Origin of the sequence: Alteromonas sp. 76-1 (assembly GCF_900654235.1) — a bacterium.
Classification (GTDB): Bacteria; Pseudomonadota; Gammaproteobacteria; order Enterobacterales; family Alteromonadaceae; genus Alteromonas; species Alteromonas naphthalenivorans.
In genome coordinates, this window is record NZ_LR136958.1 from 651,961 (window position 1) to 671,258 (window position 19,298).

Annotated in this window: 13 protein-coding genes; 6 read left to right on the forward strand and 7 right to left on the reverse strand. The window is 45.8% G+C overall.

Annotation, left to right across the window (positions count from 1 at the left end; translation table 11 throughout):
- Positions 1-3: 3 nt before the first annotated feature.
- The 7 genes from surE to ALT761_RS02830 form a co-directional block, all read right to left on the reverse strand.
- Positions 4-747 carry a 5'/3'-nucleotidase SurE gene (gene surE / locus ALT761_RS02800; protein WP_129736287.1) on the reverse strand — a complete coding sequence of 248 codons (744 nt, stop codon included), beginning with the start codon at positions 745-747 and terminating at the stop codon, positions 4-6.
- Between the two features lie 10 nt (positions 748-757).
- A complete protein-coding gene (gene truD / locus ALT761_RS02805) occupies positions 758-1,828 on the reverse strand; it encodes a tRNA pseudouridine(13) synthase TruD (RefSeq protein ID WP_129736290.1) in 1,071 nt (356 codons plus the stop codon).
- On the reverse strand, positions 1,825-2,298 hold the full coding sequence (gene ispF / locus ALT761_RS02810; RefSeq protein ID WP_013785531.1) for a 2-C-methyl-D-erythritol 2,4-cyclodiphosphate synthase: 474 nt from the start codon (positions 2,296-2,298) through the stop codon (positions 1,825-1,827). The genes truD and ispF overlap by 4 nt, the downstream gene beginning before the upstream one ends.
- On the reverse strand, positions 2,289-3,020 hold the full coding sequence (ispD, locus tag ALT761_RS02815; protein ID WP_129736292.1) for a 2-C-methyl-D-erythritol 4-phosphate cytidylyltransferase: 732 nt from the start codon (positions 3,018-3,020) through the stop codon (positions 2,289-2,291). The genes ispF and ispD overlap by 10 nt, the downstream gene beginning before the upstream one ends.
- 5 nt (positions 3,021-3,025) lie before the next feature.
- Positions 3,026-3,316, reverse strand: coding sequence for a cell division protein FtsB (gene ftsB, locus ALT761_RS02820; protein WP_013785529.1), 291 nt, complete (start codon positions 3,314-3,316; stop codon positions 3,026-3,028).
- 107 nt (positions 3,317-3,423) lie between these two features.
- Entirely contained in the window at positions 3,424-5,142 is a 1,719-nt protein-coding gene (locus ALT761_RS02825) for a TIGR03545 family protein (protein ID WP_129736295.1), read from the reverse strand.
- Positions 5,143-5,282: 140 nt separating this feature from the next.
- Complete coding sequence (locus ALT761_RS02830; RefSeq protein WP_129736298.1) at positions 5,283-6,905, reverse strand: methyl-accepting chemotaxis protein; 1,623 nt, start codon at positions 6,903-6,905, stop codon at positions 5,283-5,285.
- A gap of 423 nt (positions 6,906-7,328) precedes the next feature.
- Here ALT761_RS02830 and putA point away from each other — a divergent pair, with 423 nt between their 5' ends.
- The 6 genes from putA (at position 7,329) to ALT761_RS02860 (ending at position 19,282) form a co-directional block, all read left to right on the forward strand.
- Positions 7,329-11,126 (forward strand): bifunctional proline dehydrogenase/L-glutamate gamma-semialdehyde dehydrogenase PutA, encoded by a 3,798-nt coding sequence (putA, locus tag ALT761_RS02835; protein ID WP_129736301.1) that lies wholly within the window; start codon positions 7,329-7,331, stop codon positions 11,124-11,126.
- Between the two features lie 206 nt (positions 11,127-11,332).
- The gene (locus ALT761_RS02840; protein ID WP_129736305.1) at positions 11,333-12,706 is read left to right on the forward strand and encodes a TolC family protein; all 1,374 of its coding nucleotides are present in this window, start codon (positions 11,333-11,335) and stop codon (positions 12,704-12,706) included.
- Positions 12,703-14,133: an efflux RND transporter periplasmic adaptor subunit gene (locus ALT761_RS02845; protein ID WP_129736309.1), complete on the forward strand. Its 1,431-nt coding sequence runs from the start codon at positions 12,703-12,705 to the stop codon at positions 14,131-14,133. The genes ALT761_RS02840 and ALT761_RS02845 overlap by 4 nt, the downstream gene beginning before the upstream one ends.
- Positions 14,126-17,257 carry an efflux RND transporter permease subunit gene (locus ALT761_RS02850; RefSeq protein ID WP_129736312.1) on the forward strand — a complete coding sequence of 1,044 codons (3,132 nt, stop codon included), beginning with the start codon at positions 14,126-14,128 and terminating at the stop codon, positions 17,255-17,257. The genes ALT761_RS02845 and ALT761_RS02850 overlap by 8 nt, the downstream gene beginning before the upstream one ends.
- 14 nt (positions 17,258-17,271) lie before the next feature.
- Complete coding sequence (locus ALT761_RS02855; protein ID WP_129736315.1) at positions 17,272-17,952, forward strand: response regulator transcription factor; 681 nt, start codon at positions 17,272-17,274, stop codon at positions 17,950-17,952.
- Positions 17,945-19,282: a sensor histidine kinase gene (locus tag ALT761_RS02860; RefSeq protein WP_129736318.1), complete on the forward strand. Its 1,338-nt coding sequence runs from the start codon at positions 17,945-17,947 to the stop codon at positions 19,280-19,282. Before ALT761_RS02855 ends, ALT761_RS02860 begins: the two co-directional genes overlap by 8 nt.
- Positions 19,283-19,298: the final 16 nt, after the last annotated feature.

A 19,298-nucleotide genomic window follows, 5' to 3' on the forward strand; every position in this document is an offset into this window, starting at 1 on the left:
TGGTTACTTGGCTAACCATTCTTTCATATTGTCTAAGCTTTGGTAGGCAGTCATATCAACACTGAGCGGCGTAACGGAGCAATATCCGTTTGCCACTGCGTGAAAGTCTGTACCTGGGCCTGCATCTTGTTCTGAACCTGCTGGGCCATACCAATAGATGGTTTGACCAAACGGGTCTTTGTCTTCAAACATCGGTTCAGCGCGATGTCGGCGACCTTGTCTGGTTACTTCAATACCTTTAAGCTCATCATAGGGTATATCAGGAACATTTACGTTCAAAATTTGATTTGCAGGTAAAGGGTGAGATTGAAGTTTACGGATAATTTCTAGTACTACCCGCGCAGCCGTTTCAAAGTGCTCCCCTTTCTTGCTGGCTAGCGACACGGCAATGGCAGGCAAGCCCATATATCTCCCTTCTGTCGCCGCGGCTACCGTACCAGAATAAACTACATCATCGCCTAAGTTAGCACCATGATTAATACCAGATACCACCAGTTCGGGGTCATCTTTTAATATTCGGCTGATACCTAAATGAACACAGTCTGACGGCGTGCCATTGACAGAATAAAACCCGCTGTCCATACGTTGAATACGAAGGGGCTGATGTAACGAAAGGGCGTTACTTGCGCCGCTACAGTTACGATCGGGGGCGATAACAGTAATATCGTGCTCGCTGGCGATGGTTTCGTGCAAAACAGCTAAGCCTTTTGCAAACACACCATCGTCGTTACTCATTAGGATCTTCATGCAATCTCAACTAAATACTGTGAATGGGAGAAACGGTTTCAACACACTCCCTAAGAACGGATGTAGCAAAACAACCGCTAGGTAATGAAAAAGATAGGGTTAATGTATCACCCTTACTTTGCCATTCAAGTTGCGATGGCCATATTTTTATTGCACGACGTTCTTGCTCGAATCCACATTGCCCTAGGAAGTCGATAACTTCTGGGTGACTCGATGCAACCTGCTCTTCAGTGGCGTTTGCCTCTGACATTGTAATTAGGTCACCCTTACCCCACAGCGGTGCCGAAGGACATACGTCTTTGTCTTCATAACGTTGCTGGCTGTCTTGCTGCTTATCATCGTCAATAAAGAAGCTGTTTGAGCCGGTTAATACCAATGCGTCACCGGTAAGTACCTTATCGAAGGTCTCGTTTTCTATACGAGTAGAGATGACCTCATTGAATAGCCAGCTACGCAAGGCCGATAGTGCCATAGAGCGCTTATTTCTATGACGAATGGTTTCACCGTTTATCATCCGCTCAGCCATGGCAAGGTTGCCACCGCGCTGCACTTCACCTTGCTCGTTTACACGCATGACACCAAACCGCTGTTCGCCATAATAATTAGGTACACCATGTTTGGCGATTTCATGAAGGCGCTCTTCAATGGCTTCAGGGTGCACAACTTGGCGTAGCGTAATGGTGAAGGCATTACCTTTTAACTGACCGGTACGAAGTTTTCTATTGTGGCGAGTTTGCTTAATAACCCGCACACCTTCTAGCTCAAAATCGCTAAAATCGAAATCAGCTTGCCCTGGTGCATGCAAACCAAACCACTGACGGGTAAGGGCATACTTATCTTTACGGCCAGCATAAGTTACTTGGCGAAGAGGTAACTTGGTATAGCGAGCCAGTTGTTCAGCCACAAAGGCAGTATTGGTATTAATTTTCTCTACAAATATGAATTGATGTTCGCCTTCACCGCAGGGTTCATAACCTAAGTCTTCAACAACCTGAAAGTCGTCAGGTTGGAACTTAAATAAGCCAGTTGAAACGGGTTTATTAAAGTAGTAATTCCAGTGTTGAGTATGTAATGGTTTCATATCTTTTCTAGTAGCACTACCGCGTGTGCAGCAATGCCTTCCTTTCTGCCTGTATATCCGAGTTTTTCTGTCGTCGTCGCTTTTACATTGATTGCATCAAGCTCGCAATGACAGTCTTTGGCTATGATTTCTCGCATGGCCTGAATGTGTGGTGCCATTTTTGGGGCTTGCGCCACTATGGTCATATCGGCATTGCCTAAGGTATAGCCCTTTTCGTTTACTACGTGAACCACATGCCTGAGTAGTACACGACTATCTGCACCTGAATAGGCATCATCAGTATCGGGAAAATGTTTGCCAATATCACCTAGGGCTGCAGCGCCAAGTAAGGCGTCGCATAACGCATGTAGTAATACGTCGCCATCAGAATGGGCGACTAGGCCTTGTTCATAGTCAATGCTTACACCACCAATAACAATGGGGCCGTCGCCACCAAATTTATGAACGTCGAAACCGTGTCCTATTCGCATTCTGATTGTGCCTTCTGTCGTTGATGTAAGTAAAAATCTGCCAAGGGTAAATCCCCTGGGTGGGTAATTTTAATATTGGCTGGGTCGCTATCAATAAGTGCAACCTTATGCCCGCTGTATTCTATGGCTGATGCTTCATCGGTAATGCATGCGCCAGCGGCTAGGCCATCGTATAACGCGTTCTTAAGCAGCGTAGTGGGAAACAACTGCGGCGTAAGGGCATGCCATAAATTTTCTCTACTCTCAGTATGAAGAACGGTGGGGAAATTGGCATTAGCTGCCTGACTATCTGCCCCACGCTTCATGGTATCTCGTACCCGAGAGGCTAAAATACCGCCAGCTACCTGTTCATTATCCATCACCGTTAGCAATTGAGTAATGTCATGAGTACTTACGCAAGGACGCGCGGCATCGTGCACTAATGCCCACGTATTTTCTGGCAGGGTGTTTACGGCATTTAGCACAGAGTCAGCTCGCTCGTTGCCACCTTCTACGACTTTTACCTTCGGATTATTAGCAATGGCAAGAGAAGGGAAGTAAGTGTCGTGAGGGCTAATGGCAATAACAAGGTAATCGATGGCGTGATGGTTTAGCAGTATTTCAACGGTGTGTTCAAGAATCGTTTTCCCTTGAAGGGTTAAATACTGCTTGGGGCGATCGGCCTGCATTCGGCTGCCAATTCCAGCTGCGGGAATAACCGCAACCACAGAGGAGGATGTCATGTTACTCACTTAGTTTCTGGCGGTAAAATCCGGTAAAAAGTTTCCCCTTGCTTAATTAGGCCTAGTTCATTGCGAGCACGCTCTTCAATGGCTTCTAAGCCTACTTTAAGGTCGGTGATATCTGCGTTTAGTAGGGCATTTCGCTGTGCAAGGTTTGCGTTTTGCTGCGCTTGAGTTTTTACTTCCTGCTCTCGACTAAGGTAGTCAGGAATACTGTTTTTCCCAAACCACAGTCGATACTGCAACAACCCTAATAGGGTGATGAGTACAATAGGAAGCCATTTATCTTGCCACACAAAATCACCTGAAAACCGCTAAGCGGAGGAAAATTTAAAAAGGGCAGTAAACTGCCCTCTACGTTATTACCTATTATGCCGCGAAGGGCTAAGGAATCAAAGGAGCTTTATTCACCTTGCCCTAATTTACCTTTTAGTTTGTCGAACAATTTATTCTTTTGTTCTTCAACTACGCTGCTCAATTGGCTTTGAAGTAGTTCTTGTAAGGCGCCGCTGTCGCCCTGTGCCGCACTTAGCATTGAATTAACATCAACCAATTCACTCGATAGAGCATCTTGTTCGCTGGCAACCATCGCATTTAGTTTGGTATTAAGTTCATCAAGCTTATCTTGCTGAGACGCGGTGAGTTGAGAGATAGCAGCTTGGGCCAATTTATTGTCTAAATCTGACTTAATATTAAATCCAGGGTTAGCTAAAGTGCCATCAAGTAGCATGGTCATCGATAAACTACTTAACGATTGAAGTGCCGAGGCAATCGCGCTTGTCACGTCGCTTGTACCTGTGGCTTCCATCACTAACTCTTGCAAGTTAACCTTGCCGTTGCCGCTAAGCTGGTTATCAACCACTTCCATAGATCCAGTGGTTGCCATGAGTGCGGTTTTCATCACGGCGTTAAGGGTTTCATTACCGCTTACGGGAATATTTGACATATTTACCCCAGCTAACTCCCACACTTGGCTCGCATCTACGCCACTTTCATCAATCCAGAATTCACCACTTGAGGTAAATTGCTTAAGCATGTCGCCAGCCGCTTCAATGGTAAAGGTGGTTGGGTCGCCAAACACACTGTGGGTGTTGGTGATGTTTTGCCAAGAACTACTTATCGATTCGTTTTGCCAAAGCACAGACACATTAGCTTGCTTCACCAAAATAGAAGGCATATCGGCAGCAGGTTCTTCGGGCGTATCACCACCTTGAAGTAGTGGCATCACGATTTGCATGGCCGACATTAGGTACTCTGTGTATTCAGCAGCTTTGTCGCCAAATACAAAGTAAGTCACTTGAGATAGGGCTGCTTCATCGCCCGCAATCACGCCTTTAAGTAACGCATAATCTTCACTAGGCGCTTCTTTTAAGGCCTTTACCGAGCTGCTCAACGCACTCTTAGCATTCGACGCTTTTTCGGTAAAGCTGCTAATAAGCGCACGATCTGCACTCATCTCTTCTTTTAATTTATCTAACGATGACTTGGCTTGAATGAGGGCTTGTGGATCTTTGTAATTCGTTTCTTTAAGCGCAGCAACCTGGGTTTTGTAATAGTCGATGCGTTCTTTATCAGGCAAGCTTTCATAGTCTTGCTTCAAGCCTTCAGAATAGGTGGCATAGGCTTCTTTTGCCTCGGCAACGGCGGCGGTAGTTTTTAGTGGATTACGGGCAAGCAATTCGTCTACAGAAGGCACTGCTTCTTTGGCTTTTGCTTTAATTTCATCGTAGGACAGTGAGCTTTCAGGCACTCGGTAAACTTCACCTTCGTGCTCGCGGACCTGGTCAAATTGCACATCAAGTAAGTTAAGGTTGTTTACTACAACTTGATTGGAAAGCAGGGGCATTAGGGCAACGTCAGCATTTGCTTCGCCAACGAGTACTTGATTATGAGAAGGCTTAGTCGCATTGGTTAAGCCAATGCCTTTAAGAGTGACAGTGGTAGGATATAAAGAGTGATCAAATTCGGCAATGTTGACTTCTGCGCCATAAGACTCGCCTAATTTCGACTCTAGTACGGCTTTAATAATGGTATTAGCAAATAGAACATACACTAAGATAAGTAGTACAAAAAAGCCCAATACCCAATACTTGATTGGGATCCCTTTACTCTCACTGCTCATATATCACTCCTTGTAAACGACGTTTAACTGGTTATCTAACGATGTAGATAACCAGTCTAAAGCACCGCTTTAAATACTTCCATACGCAGGAAGTAGTATAAACCTGTGAATACCTTCCTTTTTACGACTAATTTGGTTCACTAAAGTTTAAATTTGCTGGCAATTTCTTTTATCGCCACACAGCTTGCTTTAAGAGCCTGACTGGCACTGGCTAATTTTTCCGCCGTTTTTAGACTGTTATCAGCGGCACCTGATAAGGCATTGATACGAATGTTAGCCTCATTCGCGGCTTCAGCTTGTTGCTCTGTCGCACGGGCTATTTGGCTGCTCATTCCTGAAATCTCATTCATAAGCCGGTCGGCTTCTTTTAAGCTATCGTTTGCTTTGTTGGCATTGTCCACCGTATTTGCTGAAGCATTCTGACTTACTTGCACGGCTTCTACGGCGGCTTTTGCATTGCTCTGTAGCTTTTCAATCATCGCTTGAATTTCATCGGTACTTTGGCCTGTACGACTGGCTAGTGTACGAACTTCATCGGCCACCACGGCAAACCCTCGGCCTTGTTCCCCAGCGCGAGCGGCCTCAATAGCGGCATTCAGTGCAAGTAAGTTAGTTTGATCGGCAATGCCGCGAATCACGTCTAGAACAGCGCCAATGCTGTTAGTTTGGTCGGCAAGCTCGCTCACCACATGGCTCACGCTCTCAATGTTCGATGTCAAAGAGTGAATATCGCTGACAGTACTTTCCACCACGCTGGTACCTTGTTCTACGTTGGCGCGTGCGCCGCTGGTACTCGTTTCAGCAGTATCTGCATTTTGACTTACTTGTTGGATCTGAGTGGTCATTTGCTCCATGGCCACAGCAACTTGCATCATATTTTCATTCTGGCTTTGCGCTTGACCGCTACTATCTTGGCTAACGTTTTCAACCAGCACAGCTTGTTGGGTAAGAGCGGTGATATTTTCACGTATACCTAATAATGATTGCCGCATTTTATTGGTGTATTCATTGAAATAACGCGCAAGTCGAGTAATTTCATCTTGGCCTGATTCTGGAAGTGAACGTGTTAAATCCCCATCTCCCATAGCAATATCTTTCATTCGCTCGGTGACTTCTTGAACAGGTTTAACAATACTGCCACCAATATAGAAGATAAGCGCTACTACTAATAACACGCTAATAATACAAATAACGATAAGCAAATTACGTAAGTGAGCGTACTCAGCTTCAAGGGTGGATAAGTAAATACCTGAACCGACAGTCCATCCCCATGGTTTGAACTCTTTAACATACGAAATCTTATCTACTGGCGTTTCTTCCCCTGGTAGTGGCCATACATAGTCAACAAAGCCACTACCTGAAGACTTAACCTGTTGGGCCATTTCCACAAAAAACGCTTTGCCGTTTCCATCTTTAAAGGTTCGTAAATCTTGCCCGTTCAGCGATGGTTTGATGGGGTGCATTACCATGGCGGGGGTGGCATCTTGTATCCAAAAATAATTGCTTTGATCATATCGAAGGCGGCTAACAGCGGTCAGCGCTTGCTGTTTAGCGGCTTCTTCATCAACCCCTTCCAGTGCCTCAAAATTAGCCAGTAACGTATGAACAACTTCTACAAGGTGTTGATTTTCTTTATACGACTTCTCCTTCAGTGCTTTATAGTGCTGGTTTAATACCACACCGGTTAGCACTAAAAATAAAAGCGCCGTAAGCGCAACAATGATACCGAGCCTTTGAATCAAACTAAAATTGCGTAACCACATCAGCGTTAATCCTCACTTTTTTATCTTATCTAGTGTAGACCTAATATGAGAGATGTAGTCCTTGATTAAAGATTTTTTAAACATTTAACTAACATTTCGTAAAGTGACGCCTGTGATATAAATAGTCTTGAAATGTTATTCACCCGCGTTCTTAGACGCCTTATCACAGTGGTGCAAAAAGTTGACAGCAAGGGCTTGGCGAAAAAGGCAATTGTGCTAGTATCCGCGCAATTTCGGCGATATCGTGATCTTCATTGAGAGGATCGAAGTTTAAATACCTAGATACGCAGGCGCGGCACACTTTAGGTGGGGCGCTTCAAGCAAAGCTCAGCTTTACTTGTTAATTTCATTTTTCCATGTAACGTTATTCTTGTTTTCCGTTACCGGAACCATTTTCTACAGCTTTTCGAATAAAGGGTTGCAATGCTCATTAACGACACACTTCATACTACATCTCCCCTACGCCAGCGCATTCGAGACTACTATCGAATTAGTGAGTCTGTGGCTGTGGATCAAATTTTACCGATTGCTGAAGTAAACCCCCGTGCCAGAAGTCGTGCGTGGGAACGCGCCCGTAAAATGGTACTGCAAATTCGCCGCGACCAAGAAGGTCATGGTGGCGTAGATGCGTTGCTAAATGAGTATTCACTATCCACCTCAGAAGGTGTGGTACTGATGTGTTTAGCCGAAGCCTTGTTACGTGTGCCCGATGGCGATACGCAGGATGAACTCATCCGCGACAAATTATCTAAAGGGCAGTGGACACCACACCTTGGTAATTCAGATTCTTTATTCGTGAACGCTTCAGCATGGGGCTTATTGTTTACCGGCAATATGGTGAACTATGCTGATAAGCGCAAGAAAGAACAGTTTGGTCTGTTAAAGAAAACCTTGGGTCGCTTAGGTGAGCCGGTTATCCGCCGCGCAATGAATATTGCCATGCGGGTTATGGGTCGTCAGTTCGTGATGGGCGAAACCATTAAAGACGCGGTAGAGCGTGCGAAGGAAAAAGAAACCAAAGGCTACGTGTATTCTTACGACATGTTGGGTGAAGGCGCCCGCACGATGGAAGATGCAGACCGCTATTACGATGCTTACGTTAAAGCTATTGAAGTAATTGGTAAAGCGGCTAACGGCCGTGGACCTAAGCGTTCACCGGGTATTTCAGTGAAGTTGTCGGCAATACATCCGCGCTTTGAATTCTTGCACAGAGAACGTGCAATGCGTGATATTCCGCCGCGCTTAAAAGCGCTATGTATGCAGGCTAAAGAGTACGATATTGGCTTAACGGTAGATGCAGAAGAAGCAGACCGTTTAGAGCTTTCGTTAGATATTATTGAAGCGGTATTCCGTGATGAAGATTTAAATGGTTGGACGGGGTTTGGTCTCGCAGTTCAGGCCTATCAAAAACGTGCTATTCATGTGATTGAACATTTGCGTGTGCTTTCGTTAGAAGTAGGCCGTTCATTAATGGTGCGATTGGTAAAAGGCGCTTATTGGGATACGGAAATTAAGCTTACGCAACAAGCGGGCTTAGAAGAGTTTCCTGTATTTACCCGTAAGTCATCAACCGATGTGTCTTACCATGCCTGTGCAAACCGCCTATTAGAATATCGCGATACCTTGTATCCGCAGTTTGCTACTCACAACGCCTATTCAGCGTCAGTAATTATTGAACTGGCTGGCGACGATAAAGAAGGGTTTGAGTTCCAGTGCTTACACGGCATGGGCGATACCCTATACGATACCGTGGTAACTGAAGAAAAAATCCAGTGCCGTGTTTATGCGCCTGTGGGTGAACATGAAGACTTATTAGCTTACCTAGTGCGTCGCTTATTAGAAAATGGCGCAAACTCGTCGTTCGTAAACGCCATTGTTGATGATGAAAAGCCGGTTGAATCATTACTTGAAGATCCGGTGGAAAAAACCCAGCGCCTTAAAGTGCGTTTCAACAAACTAATTAAAACACCACGTGGTTTATACGCACCTGAACGTGATAACTCTCGCGGACTAGATTTAACCGACGTGAACGCGGTTACTGCACTTCAGCATGAACTAGAACGCTGGCAAGAGTTTTACAGTGTAACCGATGGTGTGCCAGAGGGAGCAACAGCGGTAAGAAACCCAATGAATCACGACGATGTGGTGGGTTACCATTATTACGCACAACCTGATGATATGCGCAAAGCGTTAGATGACGCAGATGCAGGCTTCGACGCTTGGTCTAAGCGCGATACCTCAGAGCGTGCTGAAATTCTTAATCGTTCAGCCGATGCCCTAGAACGCCATATGGCAGAGCTTATTGCTATTTGTATGCGTGAAGCCGGTAAAGTTGCGCAAGACAGTATTGATGAAGTACGTGAAGCCGTAGATTTTTGTCGTTATTACGCCGCTCGAGCTCAAGAACTTGCAGAAGACAAGCGCTTGCTTCCTCGTGGTGTTGTACTGTGTATTAGCCCGTGGAACTTCCCACTGGCAATATTCTTAGGTCAAGTATCTGCAGCATTGGTTACCGGTAATACGGTTATTGCCAAACCCGCTGAACAAACCAGCATGGTGGCGAAACGCGCTGTGGATATTATGCAGTCGGTAGGCCTACCTGAAGACGCGTTAAAACTCATTATTGCCCCAGGTAAAGAAGTAGGTGAAACCCTGCTTTCTGATGAACGCATTAAAGCGGTGATGTTTACCGGTTCTACCCAAACAGGCACGCTAATCTCACAAGAACTTGCTAATCGTGGTGGTGAGCAAGTACCGCTCATTGCCGAAACCGGCGGGCAAAACTGTATGATTGTGGACTCAACTGCCCTGCCAGAGCAGGTAGTTGATGATGTTATTCATTCTGGTTTCCAAAGTGCGGGACAACGCTGTTCAGCCCTTCGCGTATTATTCGTGCAAGAAGAAATTGCTGATGATCTTATCAGTATGTTAACCGGTGCCATGAAAGAGTTAACCATTGGCGATCCGACTATGCTAGCCACTGATGTTGGCCCCGTTATTGACGAAAAAGCACTGAAGAGCCTAACCGACCATGTAGACTTTATGGAAGGAAAAGGAAAACTGCTTTATCGAAACGAGCTGCCTGAAGGCACTGAAAACGGCACTTTCTTCCCTCCTACGCTTTATCAGATAGATAACTTGGATGTGCTAGAAAAAGAAGTCTTTGGCCCAGTGGTGCATCTAGTGCGCTTTAAATCAAAAGAGCTAGACAATGTTTTAGAACAAATTAATGGTACGGGTTACGGCCTAACTATGGGTATTCACTCGCGCATCGAAGAACGTGCATACGAGCTTGCTGCGAAGAGCCGTGCAGGTAATGTCTACATTAACCGCAACATGATAGGCGCTATTGTTGGCGTACAACCCTTCGGTGGACGTGGGTTATCAGGTACGGGTCCAAAAGCGGGTGGGCCTAACTACTTGCCACGTTTAATGATGGAACGTGCTACACCGAAACCAACATTGATTGATGATGTTGATGGTACTGATAACGCCCTAGTCGGTGACGATAAAATTGCAGAACGTGCCCATGTGGTGATGGATCAAGCTAAGGAAGTTGAAGCTCAGTGGCGTCATATGGCTTTAAATGATCGTATCTCTATGGTGCGTCAGTTACTGGCCAAAATTGCCAAGGTCGACATTGTTGACGACTTAGCCGACGATTTAAATCGCACGTTGGCCACTGCCCGTCAGCAGTTAACCAGTGTTGAGCGTAAGTTAGCGAAACCTACCGAGCTACCTGGTCCTACAGGTGAATCTAACAAACTTTACCTTGAACCCAGAGGCACCCTGGTATGTTTCGCCGATAAAGATGTATCGTTTGAGTACTGGATGCTGTCTATTGTTACTGCACTTGCCACAGGCAACACGGTGGTGTCGGTGGTATCTGAAATCTTCTACGAAGAAGCTATTGAGATTCAAAATAAGTTTGAGTCTACTGGTGCGCCGAAAGGGGTATTCCAAGTAGCGCGTTTAGGTCACTTCGATGCCTTATTGATGGATGAAGACTTAGCGGGTGTGGTTGTGGATTCAAGCACTGAACGTACGGCCCGTATTACCGCAATGCTGTCATCGCGTGAAGGGGCTATTTTGCCAGTGATCACCGCTGAATATAACGATAAGTTGATTCAGCGTTTAATGACTGAAAAAACCATTAGTATCGATACTACGGCATCCGGTGGTAATACATCACTAATGACCTTGGTTGAAGATGACGAGTAATTATATAAAGGCATAGCATCTTTAAATAGCAAACACCTAAAAAGCCAGTCTTCACGACTGGCTTTTTTTATGCTCACGCTTCTGAGCAACACTATGGGTCTTCTATGGTGCCATCCAAAAGACGTAAACCTATTATTTCCCGTTAACCCTGCCTTAACCCCTGCTGTGACATCCTTGTATTCATGGTAGGCAATAATCGAATAACAATGATCGAGTTAGGTAAAATTTCATTCACGCCTTTAGTCGCAATTATGCTGGCAGGGTTAAGCGCGTGTGCCAGTCATGACAAAGCTTCGCTTAGTGAATCGGCTTCTGTGATGACGGGTGAAGCAGTAATATGGCAAGCGCAATCAGAAAGCGCTTCAACGGCCACCGCGTTAACCGACTTAGTGTTGGTAGAAGGGCTGCAAGGCTATATTGATGAAGCGCTTGAAAACAATGCAAGCTTGCAGCAAACCCTTATTACCCTGCGAAAAGCGCAGGTGGCGATAAAGTCGGCAGATTCAGCAGACAATCTAAATCTTGATGCGAGCTTTTCAGGCAGTAAAATTGAAGGTAGCAATGAAAGCTATACTGCAGGGCTAACCGTAAGTTGGGAGTTGGACTTATGGCAGAAAATTAGTGATAGCGTGGACGCTGCCAGTTTTGATGCTGCCAGCGCACGTTCTGCTTATCAGTCTTCTCGCGATGCACTTGTCGCCAGTATTATTCGTAGCTATTTAGATATCATTACTCAGCAACAACTCCTTGCGATTGAACAAGAACGTTTGCGCGTTTATGAAAATAGCGAAAGTATTATTCTTAAGCGCTACCGCACAGGGCTGGGCTCCCTTGATGATTTAGATAACGCAAAAACCAGCAGCGCTACTACCCGTGCCTCTATTGCCTTGTATGAAAATACGATTAGCGCTGCTAAGCGTACGTTAGCAGTATTGCTAGGTCGCCAAGACCAAACGCTGTCAGATTTCCCTTCAGTTACTGAGTTTCCGGATGTACTTGAACCATTGCTTGCCTTACCCGAGCAAGACTTGGCCAGACGCCCCGATTTACAAGCCGCTTACTACGGCATAAAAGCCAGTGAAGCGAATGTGAAAGTGGCTTACAAAGCACTTTTACCCAGTATTAATTTATCAGCAGGCCTTACTGATATTGGCACGTCGCCGTCTCAATCATTATTTACTAACCCACTGTGGAATTTGTTGGGGCAGGTAACCGCGCCCCTATTTCAAGGCGGGGCGTTACGAGCACAAATCGATGATGCTGAATTAACCGCGCTGAATAGCTGGTGGGAATATCGTGAAACCTTACTAACGGCTGTGCAAGAAGTGCAAGACGCATTAGACAATGAAAAAGCGCTCAGCCAGCGCCAGTACTACACCAATATCGCCTATCAGAATGCCTTAAGTAGCGCCGACACATTTTCGGGGCAGTATCGCCAAGGCTTGGTGGATATTTTAGATTTACTGTCGGTTTACGACACTACCTTCAATTTGCAGGCGCAGCGCGTCGAGCTTCAAAATTCTCAATTAAGTAATCGTATCGACTTAGGTCTTGCGCTAGGCCTTGGAGTGTCACAATGAATAAGAAAAAAGTTTTCGTCACCCTGGGTGCTGCAATGACTATTGTAATCGCCATTCTTTACACTATGAGCCAATTAGGAGGCTCAGGCGGCCCAGGTATGGGGCCAGGTCCGAAAGGAGAGAAAGCGGGCAGAGCGGGTAAAGAAGGCCAAGAGATGAGTGCGCCTAGAAACGCAAATGCTGAAAAAGCGATTACGCAAGTAGAAGCACAAAGCAATATAGAGCAAACCGTGCTTGCGCCAACAGGCGAACAAGGTGAAAGCCATCAGCCAAATAATCGCCCACGTCCTGATATGTCTGATCAAAACCCAAATTCTAATCAAGGACGAAATCAAAACACGGCGAAAGGCGTAGCTAATAACCAAGCGGTAGGCAGTAGTGCAGCAGATGTTGCCGAAGTAGGTGTGGTAGAAGTCTATCCAACCACCTATAACGCAAAAGTGAAAGGATATGGGCAAGCCAGTGCTACTCATATGCTCACGTTATCAGCACAAGTCAGTGGGCAAATTACTGCGTTGTCGCCCCGTTTTGAGACCGGCGCTTTGTTAGAGAAAGGTGAAGTAATGGCTAATGTAGATAATACCGATTATCGCCAAGCATTAGCCGCTGCCGAAGCTACTTATGAAACTGCTTTCGTTGCTCTTGAAGAAGAACGTCTTCAGGGTCTACAAGCACAAGATGAATGGACACGCTCAGGGTTAACCGGTGAACCCGAGTCAGCCTTAGTGCTACGCGCCCCCCAACTTAAATCAGCGCAAGCTGCATTGCGTGAAGCCGAGCAAAATGTCGCGGCGGCAAAACGCGATTTAGCCTTTGCTAACATCAGCGCCCCGTTTAATGCCTTAGTGGTTAGCCGCAGTATTCAGCCTGGCAGTTACGTGCAAGTGGGCACAGAAGTGGCCAGTTTATATTCTGCTGATGTGGCAGAGATTTCTATTCCTCTATCACCTAGTCAATGGGCGCAGTTGCCGCAAGCTAAGGTGGGTGAAAAGCCAGATTGGGAAGTGCAGCTAACAGATACCACTGGTGAGCACCATTGGCGGGCAACTATTGAGCGTGTAGAGCTTCACCAAGACGAAGATACTCGACAACGTAGAGCCGTTGCCGTGGTTGAAAAGCCATTATCGCTATCAAGCCCTCTGTATTTCGGTACGTTTTTAGTGGCTGAAATTGAAGGTCGAGCCCTTGATAATGTATGGAAAGTACCGTCTTCAGCCATATCGCAAAAACAAGAAGTATGGTTTGTTGCGCCAGACACAAACTTGCTAAACAAGTTTACCCCAAGGGTACTTTTTGAATACGAAGGATTCGCCTATATCCAGCCTATGACGGGGGCGAGCCAAGCGCTGATTGTGGCGCGCCCACTTAATAATTATCTTGTTAATACCCTTGTTAAGCCAGTTGTTGAGGGTAATGGCAATGAATAGTCACAAGGGTGTTATTGCGTGGTTTGCGCAAAACTCGGTGGCTGCCAACCTGTTAATGGTCGGTCTAATCGTGCTTGGCATGGTGTCTTATGGCGATATTAGAAAAGAAGCCTTTCCTAGCATGGAGCCTAGGTTTGTCACTATATCTATGACCTATGAAAGTGGTGATGCCGAACAAGCCGAAGAAGGCATCGCGATTAAAATAGAAAACGCATTAGAAGCCGTACCGGGTATTAAACGCATTACGTCTACTTCCAACTCCAACGGCGCCAGCGTTCAGGTAGAAAAAGAAACCGACTACGATTTAGACACACTGTTTAACGACATTAAAACCGAAGTTGATAGTATTTCAAACTTACCTTCTGATGCTGAAAACGCCATTATCGACAAAGCTACCCGCGATGAACATGTTATCTGGGTGCAGCTTTACGGCGATGCCAGTCATGCTGAATTGCAGTATTTAGGTGAGCAGTTAGAGCGTGACTTATTGGCACAAGATGATATTCGCGATGTGAACTCAGGCAGCTTTATTGACCCTATGATGTCGATAGAAATAGATGAAGCCAAGCTACAAGCCTACGGATTAACGTTGTCAGATGTAGCCTCGCGTATAAACGAAGAGTCTTCTACAGCACTCACCACAAGCTTGCGTAACCAAGAAAAAGTGATTCGCTTAAAAGCGTCTGAACAAGCTTACTACGCGGGCGATTTTGCCAAAATCCCCCTCGTGACAAGCGCCGATGGTACGGTGTTGATGGTAGGTGATGTTGCAAAAATTAGTGACACGTTTTCAGACGATAGCTACTCATTAGCACGATATAACGGCCAAAATGGGTATGGTCTGCAAGTACTTATGGATAAATACGGCGATGTAACCGATATGGTGGCGCAAGCCCATGCGGTGGTAGATAGCTGGCACGAGCGTGGCTTATTGCCCGAAGGCGTGCAGCTAGAAACTTGGTATGACAGAAGTACGCTTATTACCGAGCGTTTAGACTTACTTACCAGTAATGCTTTAATGGGTATTGTGCTGGTATTTATTACCCTCGCGGTTTTTCTAAACTTACGGGTCGCCTTTTGGGTTGCTGCTGGTTTACCGTTTATTTTCTTCGGCACTTTATATTTCATGACCGATTCTTATACCGGCATGACACTTAACGAAATGACCACGTTCGGCTTTATTATGGCGCTGGGTATTGTGGTGGATGATGCAGTAGTGGTGGGCGAAAGTGTTTATTCCACTAGGCGACGTTACGGCGATACGCTTGCTAATACCATAGAAGGTACCCGTAAAGTAGCTGTCCCCACTATTTTTGGTGTACTCACCACAGTGGCTACTTTCTTTGCTTTGTCGAACGTATCTGGCGGTCTTGGCACCTTGTATTCCCAGTTCGGTACCATAGTTACCCTTTGCCTTTTATTGTCGGTGGTGGAGTCTAAATTAATACTGCCTTCTCATTTGGCGCATTTGCCTACCAAGAAAACCACAAAAAAAGGCATTGCTGGTTTATGGGGGAAAGTACAAGACGGCGCCGACAATGGGCTAAATTGGTTTAACGAAAAGCTTTATCAACCTGTGCTGAGTGCCACTATTGCTTATCGCTATGCGGCAGTGTTGCTGTTCATTACCTTGTTTATTGTGGTGATGAGTTTGCCGCTAACGGGCGTAGTACGAGTCGGTTTCTTCCCCAGCATGCAAGGGGATACGGTATCTGCCAATATGTCGCTGTTTAGTGATGCCAGCTTTGGTCAAACCGATCGTAATTTACTACGTTTAGAACGTGCAGCGATTGAAGCCGATAAGCAATTAATGGAAGAAAAGGGCGCAGATGTAAGTGGCATGAAGAGCCTGCAAGTGACAGCTAGCGGCGATCAGAGTGGCACAATTACTATCTCGTTAGCCGAAGAACAGCCTTATACCTTGGATGAATTAGCGGCTCGCTGGACAGCATTAAGCGGTAATTTAGAAGCTGTGAAAAAACTCAAAATTCAAGCGCGCCGTGAAATGGTTGATGCCTTTAGAGTTGAACTGAAAAGTATTGACGACGCCACCCTAAAAGCGGCAAACACGGCATTTCAAGACGCCTTAGAAAACATAGATGGCGTATTCGGTGTGGAAAGTTCGTTAACCCCAGGTGAAGCCATGATGCGCTTCGAGCTTACTCCTGAAGGCCGGGCTATGGGAATGGACACGCAAAGCTTATCCCAACAGTTGTTAAAAGCGTTTGGTGGCGAAATAGTGCAGCGCTACTTACGCAATAAAAACGAAGTGAAAGTGCGCGTGCGTTACCCTGAAGAAGACAGAATGGACCCATCGGATGTAATGAATACCCGTGTGCGTTTAGATGACGGTACCGTAGTGCCATTAAGCGTTATTGCTACTATGACACCTGATGTGCAGCAAAAGCAGGTGGTGCGTATCGATGGACTTCGCGCCCTTACCGTTAGTGCATCGGTAGACAGTGATGTGATAACCGCCACTGAATTGGTGAACTACTTAAACGAAAACTTTGTTCCAACACTATCTCGTCAGTATCAAGATTTATCACTGCATTTTGCCGGTGAAGCAGAACAGCAAGAAGAAACGCAAAGCTCCATGGAAAGCGTATTTATACTAGCGTTAATCTCTATATATGCGTTGCTGGCAATTCCGCTTAAGTCTTACGTTCAGCCGCTGATTATTATGACTGCCATTCCATTTGGCATTGTTGGGGCGGTATTAGGGCATTGGAGTAATGGGTTAATGCTTAGCATACTGTCACTCAACGGTATATTGGCGCTAAGCGGTGTGGTAGTTAACGACAGCCTATTGTTGGTGTCTCGCTACAACGCATTGAAAGAAGCGGGTATGCGGGTGCAAGAGGCAGTTATTGAAGCTTGTTCAAGTCGTCTTCGTGCCGTATTGCTAACGTCTATCACCACCTTTTTAGGGCTTTACCCAATATTGGGTGAAACCTCTATTCAGGCGCAATTTTTAATACCAGCTGCGGCATCACTGGGTTATGGTATTTTGTTCGCTACCGCCATTACATTGGTATTAATCCCCGCATTGCTGTTAATTTATGAAGATGTAGCGCAGCTGGGTAAAAAAACCAAAGACGCTGCTGCACAAGTGGCTGGCTAGAAAAGGTGGAAGCAATGATTCGAGTATTGTTAGTGGAGGATGATATTGGGTTGGCCGGTAACGTCCTTGACTACTTAGAGTTAGAAGATATGCAGTGCGATTATGCCAGCAATGGCGTGGCTGCGTTGCAACTCATTGATCAGCATCAGTACGATGTATTGGTGCTTGATATCAACTTGCCTCGACTAGACGGATTCAGCGTTTGTGAGCGTATGCGAAACGATGGAAACGATATCCCGGTTATAATGCTTACTGCGCGGGATCAGCTTGAAGACAAGCTCACCGGCTTTCAAAAAGGAGCCGACGATTATTTGATAAAGCCTTTTGCGATGGCTGAATTAGTCGCGCGAGTTACAGCTTTATCAGGACGTCGCTCAGCACAAGTGAATCAGCTAGTCATGGGTAATGTAACCTTAAAAATTAATGGTCAAGAAGCACAAGCAGGTAGTAGTGACATTAAACTCAGCCCTATTACTCATGCACTGCTTAAAAAGCTAATGCAGGCAAAGGGCGATGTGGTGAGTCGCGAGCGCCTTATTGAAGCCGCTTGGAAAGACAGTGTGCCAGAAAGTAATGTGCTTAAAGTGCATATGCATCATTTGCGTAAAGGCTTAGAGCAAGCTAATGCCTCTATTTCAGTATTAAGTAAGCCGAATAGCGGCTTTTATCTAGCCGAGGATGTAGACCATGGTTAAAGGCTTGCATTTAAGCTTGCGGCGTTATGTGTTGTGGACACTGCTTGCTGTGGGTTGCGTATTGATAACCTCATTTTCTTTACTCTCTTCAGAGCGTTTCTTTCAAGGTATGGACGGTATGTTACGGCACACTATGGTGCGTTTCGCGACGACTATGGACATATCGGAAGACGCACCCGAAAACACGTTGAATTTCTACATTAGTGCACGATTAGACCAGCAACCAGATGAAATCCTCAAGTCGTTTGCAGATAAAGAGCTCAAACCCTATCAGTTGGAAAAAGTCATCGAGAGAGAATGGTTTCTTGCTCGTCCCCATGCTGCAAGGTTCTTGATGATGGTGCCGTTAGAAAATGGAGACGTACGTTACGTGTCACAGTTATTTACGGGGCCAAAGCCTAGTGGTGGGAAGCCAGCGTGGCTTAGTCATGAAGTGATGAGTATGGCGATAGGATTAGCGGCTCTAGGCATCTTTGCCGCCATCTTGCTATTGATTATGCGCAGTGTAACCAAGCCCGTTGAGACACTTCAACAGTGGGCTGCGGGGCTGGATGAAAAGCAACTTGATGCGCCTATTCCAACATTTAGGTATCAAGAACTCAATGGACTCGCTTCTCTCATTCACAGCAGTTTGCAAAGTGTTAGGCAAACGCTGGAGCGAGAGCGCACCTTTGTGAATCATGCTAGCCATGAACTACGCACCCCTATTGCAGTGATACGTAGCAGCACCGAACTATTGCAACGGGTGTTATCAAAAGAACAGCAACAAGCGCATATGCTGACTACCAACAGTAAAAGGGTAAACGCTTTAGCGCGTATTGATAATGCGTCGAAAACCATGACGGACTTAACTGAAACCTTGCTTTGGCTTGCCCGCGATAACGACCAAGCTTTGCCTTATCATAATGTTGATGTGTCAGAAATGGTGCGACAGCTCTGTGACGACCTTGGTTATTTACTAAAAGGAAAATCGGTGGAGGTTGAGTTAATCGTACCGAGTACCGAAATGTACCTTCCTGATACGGCCAGTAGAATAATTATCGGTAATGTTATTCGTAATGCCTTTCAGCATACCGACTGCGGTGTGGTGAAAATTAATTTACAGGGCAATACATTAACGGTAGAAAATCATGAGCAAGAGGGCGGTGTAGACAATGCTGATGATGCTATGCTTCAAAAGCCAGAGCTAGACGATACCGGTTACGGCTTAGGCCTTAAATTAATTACTAAGCTAACAGAGAAGTTAGAATGGGAATTTGAAGCGGGCGCTGTGCCTAGTGGGTATCAGGTTAAACTCGAACTCCATGAACCGAATGATTCAGATACTTAACCAACGCGTTCGTTTT